The sequence below is a fragment of the Brevundimonas sp. EU05-FHT14B11 genome, assembly GCF_058790835.1.
Window position 1 is genome coordinate 776,609 of sequence record NZ_JBYTCY010000002.1, and the last position, 19,843, is coordinate 796,451.

General features: G+C 66.5%; 9 protein-coding genes. 2 read left to right on the forward strand and 7 right to left on the reverse strand.

Annotated features, from left to right (window positions below; all coding sequences use genetic code 11):
* Positions 1-22 precede the first annotated feature (22 nt).
* Complete coding sequence (locus tag AC3WRV_RS11195) at positions 23-1,837, reverse strand: ShlB/FhaC/HecB family hemolysin secretion/activation protein (RefSeq protein WP_492313303.1); 1,815 nt, start codon at positions 1,835-1,837, stop codon at positions 23-25.
* Positions 1,838-2,042: 205 nt separating this feature from the next.
* Here AC3WRV_RS11195 and AC3WRV_RS11200 point away from each other — a divergent pair, with 205 nt between their 5' ends.
* Complete coding sequence (locus tag AC3WRV_RS11200; protein WP_492313304.1) at positions 2,043-3,737, forward strand: winged helix-turn-helix domain-containing tetratricopeptide repeat protein; 1,695 nt, start codon at positions 2,043-2,045, stop codon at positions 3,735-3,737.
* 99 nt (positions 3,738-3,836) lie between these two features.
* On the opposite strand, the gene AC3WRV_RS11205 is transcribed toward AC3WRV_RS11200, so the two are convergent.
* The 6 genes from AC3WRV_RS11205 to AC3WRV_RS11230 form a co-directional block, all read right to left on the reverse strand.
* The gene (locus AC3WRV_RS11205) at positions 3,837-12,821 is read right to left on the reverse strand and encodes a calcium-binding protein (RefSeq protein ID WP_492313305.1); all 8,985 of its coding nucleotides are present in this window, start codon (positions 12,819-12,821) and stop codon (positions 3,837-3,839) included.
* Positions 12,822-13,462: 641 nt separating this feature from the next.
* Positions 13,463-13,888 carry a hypothetical protein gene (locus AC3WRV_RS11210; RefSeq protein WP_492313306.1) on the reverse strand — a complete coding sequence of 142 codons (426 nt, stop codon included), beginning with the start codon at positions 13,886-13,888 and terminating at the stop codon, positions 13,463-13,465.
* Positions 13,889-14,903: 1,015 nt separating this feature from the next.
* The gene (locus AC3WRV_RS11215; RefSeq protein WP_492313307.1) at positions 14,904-15,536 is read right to left on the reverse strand and encodes a methyltransferase family protein; all 633 of its coding nucleotides are present in this window, start codon (positions 15,534-15,536) and stop codon (positions 14,904-14,906) included.
* 79 nt (positions 15,537-15,615) lie between these two features.
* Positions 15,616-16,317, reverse strand: a complete 702-nt coding sequence (locus AC3WRV_RS11220) for a VIT1/CCC1 transporter family protein (RefSeq protein ID WP_492313308.1) — start codon at positions 16,315-16,317, stop codon at positions 15,616-15,618.
* Positions 16,318-16,435: 118 nt separating this feature from the next.
* The gene (locus tag AC3WRV_RS11225) at positions 16,436-17,470 is read right to left on the reverse strand and encodes a zinc-dependent alcohol dehydrogenase (RefSeq protein ID WP_492313309.1); all 1,035 of its coding nucleotides are present in this window, start codon (positions 17,468-17,470) and stop codon (positions 16,436-16,438) included.
* 72 nt (positions 17,471-17,542) lie between these two features.
* On the reverse strand, positions 17,543-18,784 hold the full coding sequence (locus AC3WRV_RS11230) for a patatin-like phospholipase family protein (protein ID WP_492313310.1): 1,242 nt from the start codon (positions 18,782-18,784) through the stop codon (positions 17,543-17,545).
* Between the two features lie 414 nt (positions 18,785-19,198).
* Between AC3WRV_RS11230 and AC3WRV_RS11235 the strand changes: the two genes are divergently transcribed.
* Complete coding sequence (locus tag AC3WRV_RS11235; protein WP_492313311.1) at positions 19,199-19,843, forward strand: helix-turn-helix domain-containing protein; 645 nt, start codon at positions 19,199-19,201, stop codon at positions 19,841-19,843.

Genomic DNA, 19,843 nt, shown 5'->3' on the forward strand with positions numbered 1-19,843 from the left:
TCCGGCGCGTGGCGCCTGAAGTTCAGAACAGTGTGGTCGAGAGCGAGATCAGCAGGCGCGAGGCCGGGCGATCGCCGCCCGGGCCGTAAAGGCTGTCGAACGGACGCGCCCAGCCCACGTCGATATCCATCCTCGGCGTCAGCTGGACCCGCACGCCCAGTCCGCCCGAGGACAGTTCAAGCCTGCCGGCGTCGGGCGCCAGGTTCGTCAGCTCGGCCGTCTCGAAGAAGGCGTAGGGTCGCCAGGCCATGCCCCAGGGCGACGCGAGCGGCGTGGTGGTGAATTCCACCGACGTCGCGAAGGCCCGGTCGCCCGACGCGGCCGACGGATCATAACCGCGGCCGACGGTCAGGTTTCCGACCGAGAATTCCTCATAGGACAACAGCGGGTCGTCCGTGTGCTGCCATGACAGCGTCAATGTGCCGACGATCGGCCCCGTGAGGCGCGCGCCGACCTGCAGCTCCCCGCGATAGACCAGGGCGTCCGGCACGCCGAGGTAACGCGACGCCTCGATGTCTCCGTAATCGCTGGCGCCCAGCGCCGTCGTCCCGTGCCGCACCTCGAGATAGCCCGTCATGGCCGCCGAGTGATCCGCCAGCGCGCCCGGCGCCCAGTGACCGTCCAGCCGTGCGAAGAACACCCGCAGGTGATCCTCCGTCAGGGTCGCCAGTCCGCCGCCGAACTCGACTTTCTGGTCCAGGATTTCGAGCCCGGTCGACAGGTTCAGGTTCCGGCGGCGATGGCGCACGATCGGCCAGGCCAGCTTCGCCACCCCGGAGAAGCTCTCGCCTTCCAGTTCGAGCGGCGTCAGCTCCTCGCCCGGCTTGGTCCATGCCCACGACCCCGAAACCTCGGCGGTCAGCCCGCTGCCGCCCAGCCGGACCTGTTCGACCAGCTGAATGACCCGCTGTTCCTCCAGGTCACCCGACACATAGGCGATCAGGGACGTCCGCTCGCCCAGCGGCGTCAGGCTGTTGAGGTCGAGCCGGGCCAGACCCAGCTCGCGCCCCACCGTGCGCGATCCGAAATTGTGCGCCCGCAGTGAGGCGTCGATCGGATCGTGCGAAACGGCGATGTCGAGCGCCACCGCCCCGCGTTCGCCGGCGGGTCGCATGGTGGTGCGGATCTGGACGCCCGGGATGTCGGAGGCGAGCAGCAGATAGCGTTGCGCCAGGTTCAGGTCGAACGGCGCCATGCCCTTCAACTGATCCAGATAGCGGGCCACCTGCGCCTGGGCCGGGCCGGCGTCCCCGCTGTAGGTGACGGATGTGACGCGGGCCTCCACGACCTCGAGGACCAGCCGCCCGGTGTTGATCCGCTGCTCCGGGATCGTCACGGCGGCCAGGATCCCTCGTCTCAGATAGAGCGCCGCCAGACGGTCCCGGATTTCACAGATCCTGGAGACGGAAATCTCCTGACCCAGGTGATTTGCCCACGCCGTCGACAACTCCGCCTCGGACAGCGCCAGGCGCTCCTGGCCGGAAGAGCGGACCTCCACGCTCTGCAGGGAGAACTTCAGATCGCTGTCTCTGAAGGGACAGGGCCCCGCCTCGACGCCGGCGAACAGCTCGCCCTGCGGCGCGGCCGCGAGCGGCGCCAGTTGCGAGGGATTGAGCGCCTGGCGGTCCGGCAGGGCGTCCTGCGCGGACGCGGATCCGGCGAACGCCACGAGCGCGACCGCCCCGCCGACGCCGGCCGCCCATCCCCGCCAGGCCTTGCCCACGTCCCTCCCCCGGGGCGCGAAGGCGAGAGCCGCCGCGCCCGGCGCGGTCGAACGGAGCAACGCGTCGCGCCGCCGCATGCGGGCCGGCGCGGAATCCGGAAGATAAGTCGCCATTGTCGTTGAAGCTCTCCCCCGTGCCCCCAAGGCGCAGTTCGCCCCTCGGCGGCATCCCCTTTGCCGTTGTCATTCCATCCCATTAAGCTTGACCGGCGTCCTGACGGCGCGATGCTGGCGTTCTGATATTTTTCTGATATCTGAGCGAGCTGGCCGCCACGGATGACGCCTGACAATCGTCCGGTCGGCATTGGGGGGGCGCACGGTGTATCGTTTCGCCGGTTTCGAACTGGATCAGCGCAGGGCCGAACTCCGCGGGCCTGATGGCGAGTCCATCAAGCTTCGCCCGAAAACCTTCTCCCTCCTGCTGTTGCTGCTGGAAAACAACGGACGGGTCGTCGGCAAGCAGGAGGTGATCGACGCGCTATGGCCGAACGTCCACGTGGGGGAGGACGGCCTGTTCCAGTGCGTGCGCGAAGTCCGCGTCGCTCTCGGCGACCACCGGCGCGAAATGCTCAAGCTGGTCCCCGGGCACGGCTACATCCTGAATGTCGATGTGACGGACACCCCGACCGTCCGCCCGCAGGACGTCGCCCCGGTCACGGCCGACATCGCCCCCGCAACGCCCCGAATGGACGAGCCGGTCGCTCCCCGCCACGGCGGACGCGGACGCATGATCGCCCTGGTGGTGATCGGGCTGTGCGTGATCGTCGGCCTGGGAATCGGCGCGTCCGTGTTCGGCCTCGACACCGTCTTCGGCCGCCGGCCGCCGGCGATCGTGGTGATCCCGATCGTCGATGCGAGCGCCGATCCGGAAGGGGCGGAGATGGCGGAGGCCGTAACCGCCCGTCTGATCGACGGTCTGGCCCGGATCGACACGGTCCGCGTCGTCATCGCGCAACCGGAACAGGCCGCGTCGCTGCCCCGGGAGAACACGGATTTCGTCATCCGGGGCGAGCTGCGGCGCGAGGGGCGATCATGGACCCTGCAGGCGCGCATGATCCGCACGGCCACGGGCGAGGTCCTGGCCGTGGCCGGCGCCTCGGCCGACGGAAGCGAAGAGGATCTCGAACTTCAGCAATCCCGGCTGGCGGCGGGGGCCGGACATCTGTTGGCGCAACGTCTGAACGATCTGATGGAGAGCGGCGGCGCCCAGGACTCCACGGCGGACTCCTCCGCCGGAGCCGCCCGGTTCGTGATCGATCAGGCCAGCGCCTCCATCAATCAAACCTCTCGCGAGCGGTTCCATGTCGCCGAGGCGATGCTGCAGGACGCGCTCGCCGCCGAGCCGGACAACATCGACCTGGCCGTCGCCCTGGCCGGGCTTCAGCTCCGTGGGGTCCAGATGGCCTGGTACACTCCCCAGGAGGTCGCCGCCATCCAGGCCCAGAGCCAGGCGACGCTTGAACGCGCCCGGCGCGTGAAGCCCAGCTCCATCGCGGTCGCCGAGACCTACTGCCGCTTTCTCAGCGCGACCAACCGTTTTGTCGAGAGCCTGGTGGAGTGCTCCAGGACCTTGAGCCTGGATCCCTGGGACGGCCTCGCCCTGTATCACGTCGGCCTCGGTCAGGTTCATCTCGGGCGTTTCGACGATGCGCTGGCGACATTCCAGCAGGCCGACCGGATCGACACCCCTCCGGTGTCGCGCTGGACCTGGCTCCTCGGCGCCGGGTGGGCCAATCTTCTGCTGGGCCGCCCCGAAGCCGCGCTTCCGTGGCTCCATCGATCCATCGCCATCACCCCGGCGTCCGGACGGTCCCACATGCTGCTGGCCGTGGCCTATCAGCAGACGGGCCGCATCGACGACGCCAAGGCCGCCATGCGCGAGGGGCTCAGGCTGCGGCCCGGCTCGACCGCCCTCAACATCGCCCCGCCCTACGCCAACGCCAGCCCGGCCTATGTTCAGGCGTCCGAGCGACTCATCAAGGTGATGGTCCAGGCGGGTTTGCCGGAGCGCTGATCCGTTAAGAGCCCCTCGGTCGTTGACAGCGGGGGCGCGCGCATCCGATGCGCTCCCCCGCTCCCTACGCCCGCTTGACCGTCACTGGCCGCGCCCGGCTCAGAGCAGCCAGTCGTCCATGTCGTGCGGCGACAGCACCGTGGAACTCGCGCCCGCGCCCTCTTCTATCGTCAACAGGGTTTGCCAGCCGCGGCTGGTGTCCCAGACGACCCGCGTATCGAATTCGAAGGGGTGTTCCGTCGGTCGAACCAGCGGCCCGGTATCCGTGGGCTTGAGCACGAAGTGGTCGTTCGGATCCGTCCAGCAGATGATCGGGCCTTCCGCGCCCTTCGGGGACGGCAGGTCTGAAACGCCGGGCAGGACCAGCGGCCCGCCCGCCTTCCCGTTCGTCTCGACCAGAACCGGTCGAACCTCGGGGTTGACCTCCGCCATCGGCGCCGCCTTCGAGACCGCCTGATCCGGCCCGATCGTGATCTGGGCCTGACGCGTGGCCGCGCCGCCGACAGCGTCTTCGACCGACATCCAGGTCTCGTCGCCGGCGAACCAGAGGGCTTCGACCCCGTCCAGGATATCGACCCCTTCATCGCCGACCAGGTCCGTCACCGTCACGGTGCCGTCCAGGTTCAGGACAAAGCTGAAATCGGTCGAGGATCCGAAGTAGTTGGCCTGGTCGTAACCGTCGCCTCCGAAGAGGCGGTCGTTCCCGCCACGGCCGACGATCGAATCGTCCCCGGCCAGCGCATAGACGTCGTCGTCGCCTTCGGTGCCCTCCACCCAACCGTCATTGCCGGAGGTTCCGTAGCCGGCGACCAGGTAGTCAAGTTCGAGCCACGTCTGGTTCCCGTCGAACCACAGGGCCTCGACCCCGACCAGGGTGTCTTCCCCTTCCAGACCCGTGGTGTCTTTCACCTTGATCGACCCATCGGCCGCCCGGCGGAAGGTGAAGCTGCCGGACGCCCCCGCATAGTTCGCCTGGTCATAGCCGGCGCCGCCGTCCAGATAGTCGTTGCCACCGCGTCCGATCAGTTGATCGTCTCCATCCCTGCCGAAGATGTTGTCTGCGCCTGCGGTGCCCGGCAGCCAGCTGTCGTTGCCATTGGTGCCGTAGGCGGCCACCGCCTGGTTGAGCGCCACATACAGTTCGTCACCTTCGAACCAGGCGCCTTCCATGTCGCGCAGCACATCGACCTCGCCGGTGGCATCGTTGATCGCCTGGATCGATCCGTCCGCCTGCCTGACCCACCTGATGTCCGTGCTGTCGCCGGCGTAGATCGCGACGTCCTCGCCGGCTCCACCGAACATCTGGTCGTTGCCCGCGCCGCCCCGGAGTTCATCGTCCCCGTCACCGCCGTACATCAGATCGTTTCCGTCGCCCCCGCTCAGGGCGTCGGCGCCGCCTTCCCCGCGAAGTTCATCGTTGCCCCCGGCGCCGGCGATGACGTCGTCCGAGGCGAAGCCGTTGATGACGTCCGCCCCCGCTGTCCCCGCCTGGGCGAGAAGAGCCGCGTCCATCTGGGCGGCCGTCCAGACCACCCCGCCGGCGAACTCGAAGATCTCGACCCGGGTCGCGCCCTGAACCGAAGATGAGTTCTGCCCCATCAGCTGGTAGCGGATCACCAACCGGTCGCTGCCGACATCGATCACCAGGTCCAGTCCAACACGGGACAGGATCAGGTCCTCCGGCGCGATCCCGGTGCGGAAGACGACACGATCCGCGAGATCGCCGTAGGTCTCCTCCGTTTCGATGATGGTGTCGACGCCGTAGCCGCGACCAAAGACGTAGGTGTCGTTTCCCGCGCCGCCGGTGAGCACGTCATTTCCGGCGCCGGCGTCGATCACATCCGCGGTCGCATAGCCGATCACCGTGTCCGCGCCCGGCGTCTGGTGCGCCAGAAGGGTCAACTGATCGATCTGGGCCGCCGAAAGCTCCGTGCCGTCCGCGAAGATGAACCGCTCCACCCGCCCGAAGCCCAGAACGCCGCCCGAATCCTGGGACCAGAACTGGTTGCGGATGGTCAGGCTGTCGTTCGCGCCCACGATCCGGATGACCAGGTCGCGGCCCACGCGGCTGAAGGACAGATCACTCTGCGAGATGAGCGCCCCGAAGAGCACCGCGTCATTGGGCGCGCCGTAGGTCTGGTCGGTTTCCCGGATTGTATCGTGGTCATAGCCCCGGCCGAACACATAGGTGTCCGCGCCGTCGCCACCGGTCAGGGTGTCGTTCCCCGCGCCGCCGTCCAGCCGGTCCTCGGTCGCGTAGCCCAGGATCAGATCGTTTCCAGCGGTCTGCTGGGACAGCAGCACCAAGGCGTCGACCTGCGGCGCCGACAGCTCCGAGCCGTCCGCGAACTGGAACCGTTCGATGCGCCCGGTGCCCAGCACGCTGCCCGAATCCAGCGACCAGAACTGGTTGCGGATCGTGATCTGATCGGACGTCCCAATGATCTTGATGATCAGATTCAGACCGTCACGCGTCCAGGACAGGTCGTCCATCTCGACGCCCGCCTTGAAGGACAGGATGTCGTCGGCGTCGCCGTAGGTCGCGTCCGTCTCCGAAATCACATCGACGCCGTCGCCACGCCCGAAGCGATAGGTATCGTTGCCGAGGCCGCCCCTCATGAAGTCATTGCCGGCGCCGCCGTTCAGAACGTCGGCGGTGTCAAAGGCGTAGATCTGGTCATTGCCGGAGGTCTGCTGCGCGGCGAGCAGCCGATCCTGCACATCCGCCGCGCTGAGCGCGCTGCCGTCGGCGAAGATGAACCGCTCCACCCGGTCCGTCCCGTAGATGCCCGCCGAATTGCTCGAGCGAAGCTGGCCGACCAGGGTCAGCTGGTCGGTGGCCCCGGCGATCCTGACAATCAGATTGTCGCCCTGCCGCGAGAACTGGAGATCAGCCGCCACGATATCCGGCCCGAAGCGGACCACATCGTCGGCATCGCCCCAGGTGGCGTCGCTTTCGTTGATCGTGTCGCTCCCCGATCCCCGTCCGAAAAGGTAGGTGTCGTTGCCGAGGCCGCCCTGCAGCCAGTCATTGCCGGCGCCGCCGTCCAGGACGTCCCCCGTGTCGAAAGCGATGATCGTATCGTTCCCGGCGGTCTGCATCGCCTGCAGCAACCGCAGGTCCATTTCCGCGGCGGTCCATTCGCTCCCGTCGCCGAAGACGAACCTCTCGATCCTCTGGTTTCCGGCCAGACTGCCGGAGTTCGCGCTGCGCAGCTGGTACTGAACGGTCAGGGTATCCGATGATCCAACAAGGCCGATGACCAGGTGATCGCCGTTTCGGCTGAGGATCAGATCCTCCGGCCGCACATCGGCCGTGAACGCCAGGACGTCGCCGCTGTCGCCCCAGGTCGCCGTGGTCTCAAGCACGGTGTCCTGTCCATAGCCCCGACCGAACCGGTAGGTATCGTTGCCGGCGTTGCCCTGCAGGAAGTCCGTACCGGCGCCGCCGTCGATCAGATCATTCGCCGCCGTGCCCAGAACGTTGTCGTTCCCGGACGTGGACGAGCCGGCCACGGCGTTCGCCTCGGCCTGCGCCGCCGACAGGGTGACGCCGCTCGCGAAGCGGAAGAACTCCACCCGCCCTTGTCGCGTGGGTGTGAAGTGATCCGAAATCGTCAACGTGTCGGCGACACCGGCGATGGTGATGACCAGATCGTCGCCCGTTCGCGTGAAGGTCACCTCGGAGCGCAGCACATTGCTGCCGAACTCCACCGTGTCGGGATGGTCCTCATAGAGGGTGTCGAAGCTCTCCTCGATGACGTCCTGCCCGCTGCCCTTGCCGAACTTGTAGGTGTCGCCGCCGCCGGCGCCGCGCAGGACGTCGTTGCCGCCGCCTCCGTCCAGGATGTCCGCGGTGTAGAATCCGTCGATCACGTCATTGCCGGCGGTCCTCGCCTCGACCAGCAGCCGCTCACGGATCTGCACGTCCGTCAGCACCACACCGTCTCCGAACGTGAAGGTCTCGACGTCCCGCCAGCCGGAGAACCAGCCGGCGTGGTGGAACTGACCGGAGACCGTAAGCTGGTCGGCCAGGCCGTCGAAGGAGATCACCAGATCGTCGCCGGAGCGGGTGAAGACCGCCTTGTCGGAATCGTAGCCCGCCGCGAAGACCACGGTATCCACGTCCTCGTAGGCGACGTTGTCGACGTGCTCCTCGATGACGTCCGACCCGAACCCCGGGCCGAACACATAGGTGTCGCTGCCGTCCCCTCCGCGCAGGACATCATCGCCCTGGCCGCCGTTGATGGTGTCGTCGGTCTGGAATCCGGCGACCAGATCGTCGCCCGAGGTCGAGGCGGCCGCGATCAACCGAAGCCGCAGATCGTTCGCCGTCCAGACCTCGCCGGTGTGGAAGCGGACGGACTCCATCTCGTTGCTGCGCAGGTTCAGCGTCGAATAGAGGAAATGGTTCTGCACGGTGATCCGGTCGGTCGTACCGGTGATGCTCAGGATCAGGTCGTCGCCGACCCGCGAGAGCACGATGTCGCTCGGCGCGATCCCCGCCCCGAACTGGATCCGGTCGTCGTTGCCCGTGAACAGATTGTCGTTGAAGTCGACGATCACATCCGCGCCGTCGCCCCGGTTGAAGACATAGACGTCGGATCCGTTGCCCCCTTTCATGAGGTCGTTTCCGGTCCCGCCCACGATCACGTCGTCGAAATGCCAGCCCCGGATCGTGTCGTCGCCCGCCGTGCTCGAGGCCGCGATCAGGTCCGCGACGATCGTGCTGAAACTCTTCACGGTGCCGTCGGCCCAGCGGAACTGCTCCACCTGGTTCATGGCGATCGTGCCGAACACCCCGGTCTCGGTCACCACGAACTGGTTCTTGATGCGGACTTGATCGGTCGTGCCGGCGATGGAAACGATCAGATCGTCACTGGCGGGATCCCGCGAGAAGATCACATCCCCGACCGCGACGCCCGCCTTGAAGACCAGCTGGTCAGGTTCGGGGCCGATCACGAATCCGGGCGTATCCTCGATGACGTCCTGGCCGTCGCCACGCCCGAACAGATAGGTGTCCCCCTCGTCGCCCCCGTTCATGTAGTCGTTGCCGGCGCCCCCGTTCAGGGTGTCGGCGTAGAAGTCGCCCGCCAGCCAGTCGTCGCCGTCTCCTCCGGTCGTGACGATCGCGAGGATGGTCTCCCAGTCGATCCGGCTTCCGTCGGCGAAGACGAAGTTCTCGACCCGGTCGAACCACTGCACGCCGAAGAAGCCGAACAGGTCCATCATCCGACCGTCGAACTGGTTCTTGATCAGCAGACTGTCCTGCGTCCCGTTGATGCTGATCAGCAGGTCCTTGGTGCCTTCGACGCGGGTGAACTGAAGATCGGCCAGGCTCACGCCCCCGCCGAAGATCACCGAATCCGTGCCCAGAAGGGTCAGGTAGATCGCTTGGTCGTGGATGGTGTCACGGCCCGAGCCACGGCCGAATTCATAGACGTCTCCCCCGTCATACCCATGGAAGACATCGTCGCCGGCGCTGGCGAGGAAGCGGTCTCCGGTGCCGAAGCCATGGACCGTATCGGCGCCCGCCGTCGTCGCCTGCTGGATCAGCAGGGCCTGGATGGCCTGCCAGGTCAGGGACCCGCCCGCCTTGAACAGGATGGCCTCGATACGGCTGTCCAGGGCGAGGTTGCCGCCCCCGATGAAGGGATTGTCGAGCAGGCCGCCGATGACGCCGCCGGGCGCGATGCCGCCGCGAATGCCCAGCGAACTGTACCAGAACTGATCCTTGATCAGGATGGAGTCCCCGGTGGAGAAGGTCAGCAGCAGGTCCGTGCTCGCGCCGTCGCGCGAGAAGGTCGTGTCATTCATCGACAGACCGTTTTCCACGACGATCATGTCGGCGGTCTGGTTCGCCGGCGTGCTCTGGATGTCGTGGATGGTGTCGTGACCGTGTCCGGCCGAGAAGTAGTAGGTGTCCCCCCCGTCTCCGCCCCGCATCAGATCGGCGCCCGCGAGACCTTCCAGTTGGTCCTCCTGGGTCGAACCGTTGACGGTCTCGCTCGCCGACGTCCCGCGACCGACCACTTCGGCGATCGCGCGAACATCCATCAGAACGCCGTCCGCGAACTGAATCTCTTCCACGCCGAAATCGACGCCCATCAGGCCGCTGCTGAAGTGATTGCGGACGGTGACGGTGTCGTTCGTGCCGATCACCGAGATCACCAGGTCGGTCCCGACGCGGGCGAAGGTCACATCCTCCCGGCTCAGCAGGGCGAAGCGAATCCGGTCCCCTTGTTCCCCCATGTCCTGGTCGATGATGGTGTCCCGCCCGAAGCCGGTTCCGAACACATAGACGCCCTGCCCCCCGCTGCCGGTCAGGGTGTCGTCGCCGGCGCCGCCCACGAAGACGAAACTGCCTGAACCGGAACGGGTCAGGGCGTCCGCCCCGGCGGCGCCCAGGCGCACGTTCTCAAGCGCAAGACCGTCCACGAGCTGCGCCAGCGTCAAAGGCTGGGTCACGCCCGCCATCGCCCGGACAAGGCTGGCGACCACGAAATCATCGCGCAGCAGGTTGCCGTCATGGCGCGCGCCGCCTTCCACGAACGCCTGCAGCAGCGGCGCCCAGGTTCCCGACCAGGCGGAGGCCGCGGTCGCCGGATCGGCGGGCAAGCCGTCCAGGATACGGTGTATGGCGTCCGCGAGCGCCGTCGGCAGTTCCGCCTCCAGGCGGTCTGTCTCCACCGAATAGCCAACGTCCTGGAAGATGGCCGCAAGGGGTCCCTGGACAGCGAGCCGCACCGTCGCGGCGTCCACGACCGCATCCCAGGCCGCCCTCAGTTCCGAGGCGTTGGCCGCCGAGGGCGCGCCGCCCGCATTGCGCGGCGTCAGCTCCACCCCGAACCACTTCTCGAGGAAGGCGAGTTTGCGCAGGTCGAAGTCGGGCCCGAGCGCACCGGGCGCCACGCCGTCGACGCCGGCCCAGCGCAGGATGATCGCTTCCGCCCCGGCGCGCAGATCCGCCCACGAGGTGCTGGTCGGCAGCTCGGAGAAATCGTCCACGAGCGTCAGCAGCGCGGGGTCGTCGGTCATCTGGATGCGCAGATCGACCACGGTCCCGAAGCCCTTGAGTTCAGCCTCGGCGGCGGCGGCGACGGAGATCGTCCGGTCGCCCAGCCAGATGGTGTCGGTCGGGCTGGAGCCCAGCAGGACGTCCGCGATGCGACGTTCCTGTCCGTTGATGGTGAAGGTGGCGTCCGCCCGCACCGTATTGCCGCGCACCGAAGCGCCCGCGCCGGTGGGGGCGCCGGCGTTCACCCCGATGGAGGTGATGCCGAGTTCGCTGAGCGTCTTCAACTCACCGGCGTCGGTCACGCCGTCTCCGTCCGCGTCCACCCACACCCGCAGGGTGGCGAAGCCCGCATCGGCGGCGGTGACGGCCCCGTCGGCATTGCTGTCCAGCGCGGAGAGCATCTGGAAGCCCGAGGTGTCCGCATTCCCGAACATCTCGCCGATATCGTCGATCCGGCCGTTGCCGTTCAGGTCCCGGACCAGGAAGCCGTCGCCCCCGCGCGTCCACGCGCTCTTCTCGGCGAAGCCGTCGGCGTTCAGGTCGAAATAGGTCGAGGGTCCGCTCGTCAGCTCCAGACCATCCCCGTCCAGGTCGAGGATCAGGGGGTCCGTGCCGATCACACACACGCCGAAGCCGGCGCGCAGGGCCAGGTTCATGTACTGTTCGAAGCGTTCCAGCGAAGCGCCTGCGGCCTGGAAGGTCTGGCGGAAGACCACGACGTTGCCGGTGGCTTCACCCGTTTCGATGTCGAGGTTGTAGTTCTGGATGACGATCTGACCGGCGCGCCCCCCGGCGACGTTGATCAGCAATTGGTTCGTGGTGGTCAGCCCGAACTGGAACATGCTCATCGCGACGCCGTCGATGAACATCGCGGCCAGACCGAACAGCAGGTTCCCCGTCATGACCGGAGCGGCGCCGAGGACGGGCGTGAGCGGCGCCCACGCGGCCCAGTCGCCCTCCATCCACCACTGCTGAACCCCGCCGAAGATCGGGAACCCGCCGGCGAGTCCGCCGAAGGCGAGCTGATCGTCCAGGTCGGCGTCATGGATGATGGATTGGCCGCCGCCGACGACGAAAACATCCCTGTCCCCATCCCGGGTCGGACCGCCCGGCAGAACGCCGTCCTTGCCGAACAGGTGCACGACACCCGAGTCGGGTCCCCCGCCCAGGGTGACGTTCAGGACGTCGCTCCCGCCGCCGCCGTAGGCGACGGTTCCGTTGGCGTTCGCCGTCAGGACATCACGACCGCCCCCCAGCCGGATCGTCGTATGCCCTTCATCCTGGATGACCTCATCGGCGCCGTCGCCGAATTTGAGATGGTCGAACTCCCGGAACACCAGCCGCCCGTCGAAGGTGAAGGGGCTTCCATCAGTGACGTGGCCTCGGGTGTACTTCACGCCGCCGCTGAGTTGAGTCAGGTCAAGAACATCGACAACACCCTGCTTCTCGCCCGCCGATATCCTCAGGTCTGAGCCGAAGCCTGGAACATTCGTAAGGACCAGCGTATCCGAATACTCTTGGGATAGCTGAAGCGTCTCTATGTCGATCAGAGACAGGGGCGCCTCCCAGTCGGCGACGCCGATCATGAAGGCGGGTTTGTCGGTGCTGCCGCTATAGGACTCGATCCAGGTGACCTGTGAGTTCAGAGCGAATTCCAGCTCGACGACGTCGAGTCCGTCGCCACCGATGATCGTCTCAATGTCGTAAAGCCGGTCGCCTTCCGCATGACCCCCATGACCGGTGGCATACCCCGCTTCCGCGAAGAAGATCCGGATCGCCTCAGAATCTTCGTATGACGAGATGTCTCGCCCCACGCCGCCGTCGAGAATATCGGCGCCTTCGCCCCCGTAGAACCGATCATTGCCCGCCAGGCCGTAGGCGACATCCTCCCCCGCGCCGAGGCGGATGGTGTCCGACCCGCCCCCCAGAAAAACGAGCTGCCTTTCGGGAGCTCCGCTGGGCAGGAAGCGTCCTTCCAGATCTCCGTAGAACCCGGCGGTTGAGTTAAGGGGAGCCCTGATGACGACGTCGATCCGTTGCCCATTGGTGAAGCTGTTTCCGGCCACTCCCAATGGATCTTCACTTCCGAACGTGGCGCTGTAATTCGGGCGATACGCAAGTCCGAGTTCTTGCGAGACCTTGATCTCTTGCCTCACGACGTAACCGACAAGGTCGTAATTATCCACCCACGATTCATCGCCCAGCCAGCTCAGGTGCGGATCTTGCCACCAATAGTTGGGTTCGCCCGTATACTGAACGTTATACTGATCATCCTCGTTCTTGTCGCCATACATGAGATGCATCATCTCATGCCACACCACGGCCTCTACGGTTGGATTGAATACGGACCCATTATTGTCGATGAAATTCATCTCGGATATTTGAGACAAATTTATAAGAACAGCGCGCACGTCGATATTGATCGACGGATCGTGCGTGCCATTGACACCGGATGTGCTTTGGATTTTTACCGGATGGGATCGATTCGCCACCCAACTGTTCATAATAGACTGTGCTGACGGCGATTCCCAGTACAACCTTTTTAGGGCGTTCCAGATTACAGATGAGTCTGAAAACCCTGTTACTTGTATCTTATCAAGAACGTTTTGAGGAAGATCCGCAAGTTCACTGTAATCGTACGACACGGCACCTCATCTCCCGACAAATGGACCGGGCGCCCGATCCACGAACAAGAAAATATGTAGAACTACCTGCAGATTCCGGATCGCTTCTCGATCACCCGATCCAAGGCGAACCGGAAGAGCCTCTCCCTTTCCTCGGCCATCAGACGAGGGCGTCGCACCAGGTTGAAGTGTTCATCGATCAGCCCGACCGGCCCCTCGGCGGCCGCCGCCTGCGCGCTGGTGATCGTGACCAGGTCCGCACAGCGCCGCAGGGCTTCCTCCGCCGCATAGTTCGCAGACTTCGAGGACCTGGCTTCGCGATAGGCCGCGCGCCGCAGACAACCCTGCGCGCGGCCGAGGGATGTTGAGGGTTCATCGACAGGGCTGGAGGCGACGCCGGCGCTCGCGCCATCATGCCCAGACGCAAGCTGGCATATAGTCGAATCCGATTGTCCACATCCCGCCAGAAGGAGAGCCACAGCCGCCATCCGCAGAACCGCAATCATCATTCGGACGCCCCAGAACTGGAGGCATCCTTCCTTCGAACCCCTCGCTTCGCAAGCGATAGATTCGCGTCGAACGCGTAAGGACCGCGCGGTCCACGGACGGTTTCGCTACCGGGGTCTTGTGCACACAACGCCCCCGCTGGACGAAGCGCGCGCAGTCAAGCTTGGCCGAAACCCCGTCGGGCATTGAATGCAGCCGGCCCTACTTCGGCCAGTCAACCAGACAGTCGGAGGCGCCCAGCGTCATCAGACTCGCGCTTTGGTCGCGCTTGCCGGATGTTGCGACAGGTCGCCGCAGGCTCCGCTTGATAGCCTCGCAACGCCTTGCCTAGCCCAAGCGAAAGCGGCTTCCAGTCCGCATGCGGCGGCCCATCGCACCGGTATCGCCAGAGTCGTGCGTAGTGGATTGTGAGACCTAAGCTCTCCATGCGATCGACTTCTAGATCTGCTTGGAAAGTCCCGGCCTCATGGGTTGAGAGAAGTGGTTCCTCTTTCAGTATCCAACGGCACATTGAAACCATTGAAGTTTTGGGTTCCCGCATGCTCAAAGAGTCGCTTCTCCCGCTTGTCATCATCGCGCTTGTTTGTACCGGCTGTACGCCCGACGCGGACCCTGAAAGCGCTGCAGCCGGCTACCGTCCCACCGCCGCCGAGCTACGGCCAGCTTCAGAACGCGAGCTGCGCCGGTATCTTTTGGAGGGAAGCAGGCGTCCGGTTTCTTACTACCCAAACGGGAGGTGGCAGATTTCAGCTACAGCCCCGGTCCGCGGCAGCTATCAGCTGACCGGTAACACCGTTTGCGTGAAAACAGACGGTCACCTTGAGAAACGCTGCGCCAGCCTTTCAATCGGACCCTATGGGCCCGTCATGTCCGCGTGGATTGACGCGCCCACTTAGAGAGTCGCCGAGTATATGGACCAACACAGAATACCACGCATGTCGTCTGATGCGACAAACCCCTGGCCTCTACATGCTCAGGATGCAGACGCGGAGCCCAGGTGATCGCCCCGTTCTCTTGCTAGGGAAGGTGAGCCGCCACGCCGAGCCAATGCACCGCCTGACCCGCATCGATTAGCTCGAACAGCGGGATGGCCAGCAGAAACACCAGCCCGTCGCGGATCGTGAGCAAGAACAGGGACGGGCGGACGCTTAGTTCGTCCGCATCGCGCCAGAGCGAGAATCGCGGCCAGAATCGGGGTGTACGAGCGAAATACCGAGCGTGGCCCTCACCGAATTCCCGCAGAAGGAAAGCCTCCTCCCGGCGAACCGTAAGATGGAACACCAGGACCGCCGCCGCCACGAATGCGGCGCCGATGACAAGGCTCCCGCTTTGCGCGCCGATACCGAACGCCCCGATAAAGCTGAACAGGTAAAGCGGATTTCGGCTGACCGAGTAGGGTCCCCGATCGACGACCTCCGCCTTCTTTCGTCCGCCGATATAGAGGGTGCACCAGGCGCGGCCGACGATGGCGAAGACGATCGCCCCAAGACCGACAGCTTCCACCGACTCATGCCAGGGGCCGTCGACGCCGCCTATGGACTGGCTGACCACCGACAGGGCGATCAGTCCCAGGAGGGCGACGCCGACGGCGACCTTTCGCAGCTTCTGAACAGTACCAAGATCCAGGGCGGGCGCCGGCGTCGGGGTCATATCAGGTCTCCAGTGAACGAAAGAAACTGCGGAACTGTGACGGTTTCGAGCCCGGATCCCGCAGGTCGGGCCGCCGGCACTAGACGATCGTCCCGAAAAGCCGGCCGATGCCAACGGTGGCGCTCATCGCGAGCACGCCCCAGAAGGCAACCCGCAGAACCGACCGACCGATATCCGCTCCGCCCGCCAGAGCGCCCAGGGCGCCCAGTCCCATCAATCCCGCCAACGCCGCACCACCGACCCAGAGGATCACGCCCTGCAGCGGCGCCAACATGACAAGCAGCAGGGGTGGAAGAGCCCCGCACGCGAACGTCAGGGCGGAGGTCAGCGCCGCCTGAACCGGACGCGCCGTGGTGATCTCCGAAATACCGAGTTCGTCCCGCGCGTGGGCGCCGAGCGCATCCTTGGCCATGAGTTGCAGCGCCACCTGCCGAGACAGGTCCGACTCGACGCCGCGCGCCGCATAGATGCCCGCCAGTTCCGCGACTTCCGCCTCACGGTCGCCGGTCAGCTCCGCCGTCTCTCGAGCAAGGTCGGCTTTCTCGGTATCGGACTGGGAGCTGACAGAGACATACTCTCCGGCCGCCATGGACATCGCCCCGGCGACAAGGCCCGCGACGCCGGCGATCACGATCCCTTCGCGCGTCACCTCGGCGGCCGCTACGCCCATCACGAGACTGGCGGTCGATACAAGCCCGTCGTTAGCCCCGAGAACCGCAGCTCGCAACCAGCCGATGCGGGCGACACGGTGACGCTCTGGATGCAAGGCGAGACGGCTCACGCGAGCACTCCAGGCCAGTGGCGCAATCTACGCCGAAGGAATGAGATCGTCTCCATCAGAGAAGACTTGGCATTGGGAGGCGCCCTTGGCGTTGATCCAACGCAAACCGCTGAGCGCCCTAGAGTGTCAGGTCGAGCACGACCCGGCCTTCCACCGTCCCGTCCCGCAATCGATCGAAGATTTCATTGATGTCTTCCAGCCGCGCCGTCGTGATGCTCGCCTTCACCTTGTGAGCGGCTGCGAAATCCAGCGCCTCCTGCAGATCAAGGCGCGTGCCGACGATCGAACCGCGGATCGTCAATCCGTTGAGCACGGTGTCGAAGATGGAGATTGGGAAGTCGCCAGGCGGCAGGCCGTTAAGCGCCACCGTCCCGCCTCGCGCCGCCATGCCGAGCGCCTGTTCGAACGCCTTGGGCGAAACCGCGGTCACCAGCACCCCCTGCGCCCCGCCGCCCGTCTGACGGCGGATTTCGGCAGCCGGATCCGCCTCGGCGGCGGCGTTGACCGTGACGGCCGCGCCCAGCCGGCGCGCCATGGCCAGCTTGGCCTCGTCGACATCTACCGCAGCGACGTTGAGGCCCATGGCGAGCGCGTATTGCACGGCCATGTGCCCGAGGCCGCCCACGCCGGAGATGACCACCCAGTCGCCGGGCTTCGTGTCCGTCACCTTCAGCCCCTTGTAGACGGTCACCCCCGCGCACAGCACGGGCGCGATCTCATTGAATCCGATACCGTCGGGGAGATGCCCGACGAAGTCGGAATCCGCGACCACGTACTCAGCGAAGCCGCCATTGACCGAGTAGCCCGTGTTTTGCTGATCGTGGCACAGCGTCTCCCAGCCCCCGAGGCAGTGACGGCAGTGGCCGCAGGCGGTGTAGAGCCAGGGCACCCCGACCCGATCCCCCTCCTTCACATGGGTCACGCCGGCGCCGACTGCCGAGACGTGGCCGACGCCCTCGTGGCCGGGAATGAACGGCAGGGACGGCTTGACCGGCCAGTCCCCTTGGGCGGCGTGAAGATCGGTATGGCAGACGCCCGAGGCGGCGATCTTCACCTGGATCTGGCCTGGCCCCGGAAGCGGCACCGGAACCTCCTCGATGGTGAGCGGCTGGCCAAAGGCGCGAACGACGGCGGCTTTCATGGTGGCGGGCATGGGCGTCTCTCCTGTCCTTCGGAGTCTAGGCCTCGCGCCGCGGCGATCCTTGACCTGGATCACGTCGAAGACTCACCCGCGTCGCGCCAATCCGCGCCACGCCCGGTCCCACAGCGCCAGGCCGGCCGGCGGATCCGGCGAGTGGTCCGCAAACGCCCACGGTTCCGGACCGGACCCCCGCGCGAGGCCGGCGGCGAACATCTCACGCATGTTGGCCGTATCGAAACTGACGAGGTTGAGAGCATCGCCGTCGCCGGACATGGACGCGACTCCCAGCGGCAGGTTCGCGCCCGCACAGAAGGCCTGTGTCGCGCCGACCGCCTGAAGGTAGGAATACCGCAGGATCGTTTCGAAGCTGCGGACCAGGATGGCGGGGATGTTTCCGGGCGTCGCCCGGGGAGCGGCGTCGAGCGCGGTGTTGATGAGCAGGTGCGCCCGCACGCCGCTCAGTCGTCCTCTCACCCCGGGCCAACTCATGAGCGCATCCGGCAGGAGGAAGAGCGGCGCGGCCAGCCCGCCGTCCGCATGCATCTCCTGATAGGATCGCCCAACCGACTCGCAGTTTATGAGCCGCGGCGGAAACATGCCGGGAAGGCTGGCGGACGCGGCCAGCACCGTGCGGAACAGCAATAGCGCCGCGTCGAGATCTCCGTCCTCTCCGAGACGCGCGATAAGCCCCATGTCCCACAAGCAGGCCTGCTGGCGGTCGAGATCGGTCGTGGCGACGAAGAGGCGGCGGCCTTCGGCGTGAGCAGCGGCGACCGCCCGAAGCAGATCGGCATCGACGAAGGGCGCGATCAAGGCGTCCAGGGCGCGGGCCCGGAACAGGCCGGCCTCCAGGCCCGGAAGGGCCTTCCGCACGTCGAAGAGGGCCGCCGCGTGACCGCCGGTGTAGGCCTCGACCAGCCGATTGTCCCAGGCGGAACCGAGGAAGGCGAATGGCGCGATCAGGGCGCCGGTGCTGACGCCGGTCACGAGCTCGAAGGATGGTCGGCGGCCGGTCCGGCTCAAGCCGGCGAGCAGGCCCGCGCCGAACGCGCCGCCCGCCGCGCCGCCGGAGACGGCCAGGATGTCGAATGGTTTGCGGCTCAGAGGTGCTCGGGACGGGAAGATTCGATCCGCTAGGGCTGCGGCCGCGCCGGCGAGCCTCACCCCCGGAAACCCGCTCGCCTCCCCCGCCTCCTCGGGGATCCTCCGGCCCGTGCGGCGGCCCCAGAGGCTGGAGCCGCCCGACGGCCGGGGCCGGGGGTCGTCCGGGGGTTCGACGGCGTCTGATCGCGGCTCCGGCTCGCGTCGTTTGTTGTGGTCTGACATGGCGGCTCCTCAAGGGCGCCGGTATCGACCCGTGCCGACGCGGGCCTTGACCGACGTCAAGAGCCGGAGACCACCGGAAGGAGGCGAGTCCGCCGCCCCGCGCCTTGCGTTCGACCCGCACCGCGCCTGTTCTGCGCGATCTGCGCGGTCCTGACGGCGATCCTTCTGGCGGCCCTCTATGTCCCGGGCGCCGCCGGCCTGTTCCACTTCGCCGCCCCCTCCCCGGCCCTCCTGGCCGCTGGACTGGGCGTCGGCGTCGCGGCCGGCGGCTGGAGCGGCGTTCTCCGCGCCCTCGGACGCCGCCGCGTCCGCCTCCGTAGCGACCCTTAGGGGCCGGTGCTTAGGGAGCGCTCCTGAATAACGCGCGTCGGCGCTCCGCCCTATCCCCGAGCTCAAGCCCAGGAGGTTCCGACCATGACGCCAGCCCTGCAAACGCCCTTCGCCCAGTCCTTCCTGCCGAACGAGGCCGACGAGTGGGCGGGCGCCGCCCGCCTCACCTTCCGGGCCGGCGAGGAGATCTACGCCCAGGACGAGGACGCCGAGCTGATCTATCGGCTCGTTCGAGGCGCGGTCCGGACCAGCCATCTGCTGGCGGATGGCCGGCGCCAGATCGGCGACTTCTATTACGAGGGCGACGTGCTGGGCGTCGAGATCGGCTCCACCCATCGCTTCTCGGCCGAAGCCCTCGGAGACTGCGAAATTCTCGCCGTTCGCCGCGCGGGCTCGGCCGCCTACGATCCGGGGCGCCTCGAGCGTGTGATCTGGCAGGCGACCGCCGCCGAACTGGGCCGCGCCCAGTCTCACATGCTGCTGCTCGGACGCGCCACGGCCTGCGAGAAGGTCGCCCGCTTCCTGCTCGACATCGCCGAGCGCTTCCGGGGCGAACTCGTCGCTCTGCCGATGAGCCGCCAGGACATGGCGGACTACCTGGGACTGACCATCGAGACCATCTCCCGCATGCTCGGTCGCTTGCAGGCGGACGGCCTCGTGGAGTTCGTCGGCGCCCGCAAATATCGCATCCGCCGTTTCGGCGCCTTGTCGGATATGGCGGCCGCCTGA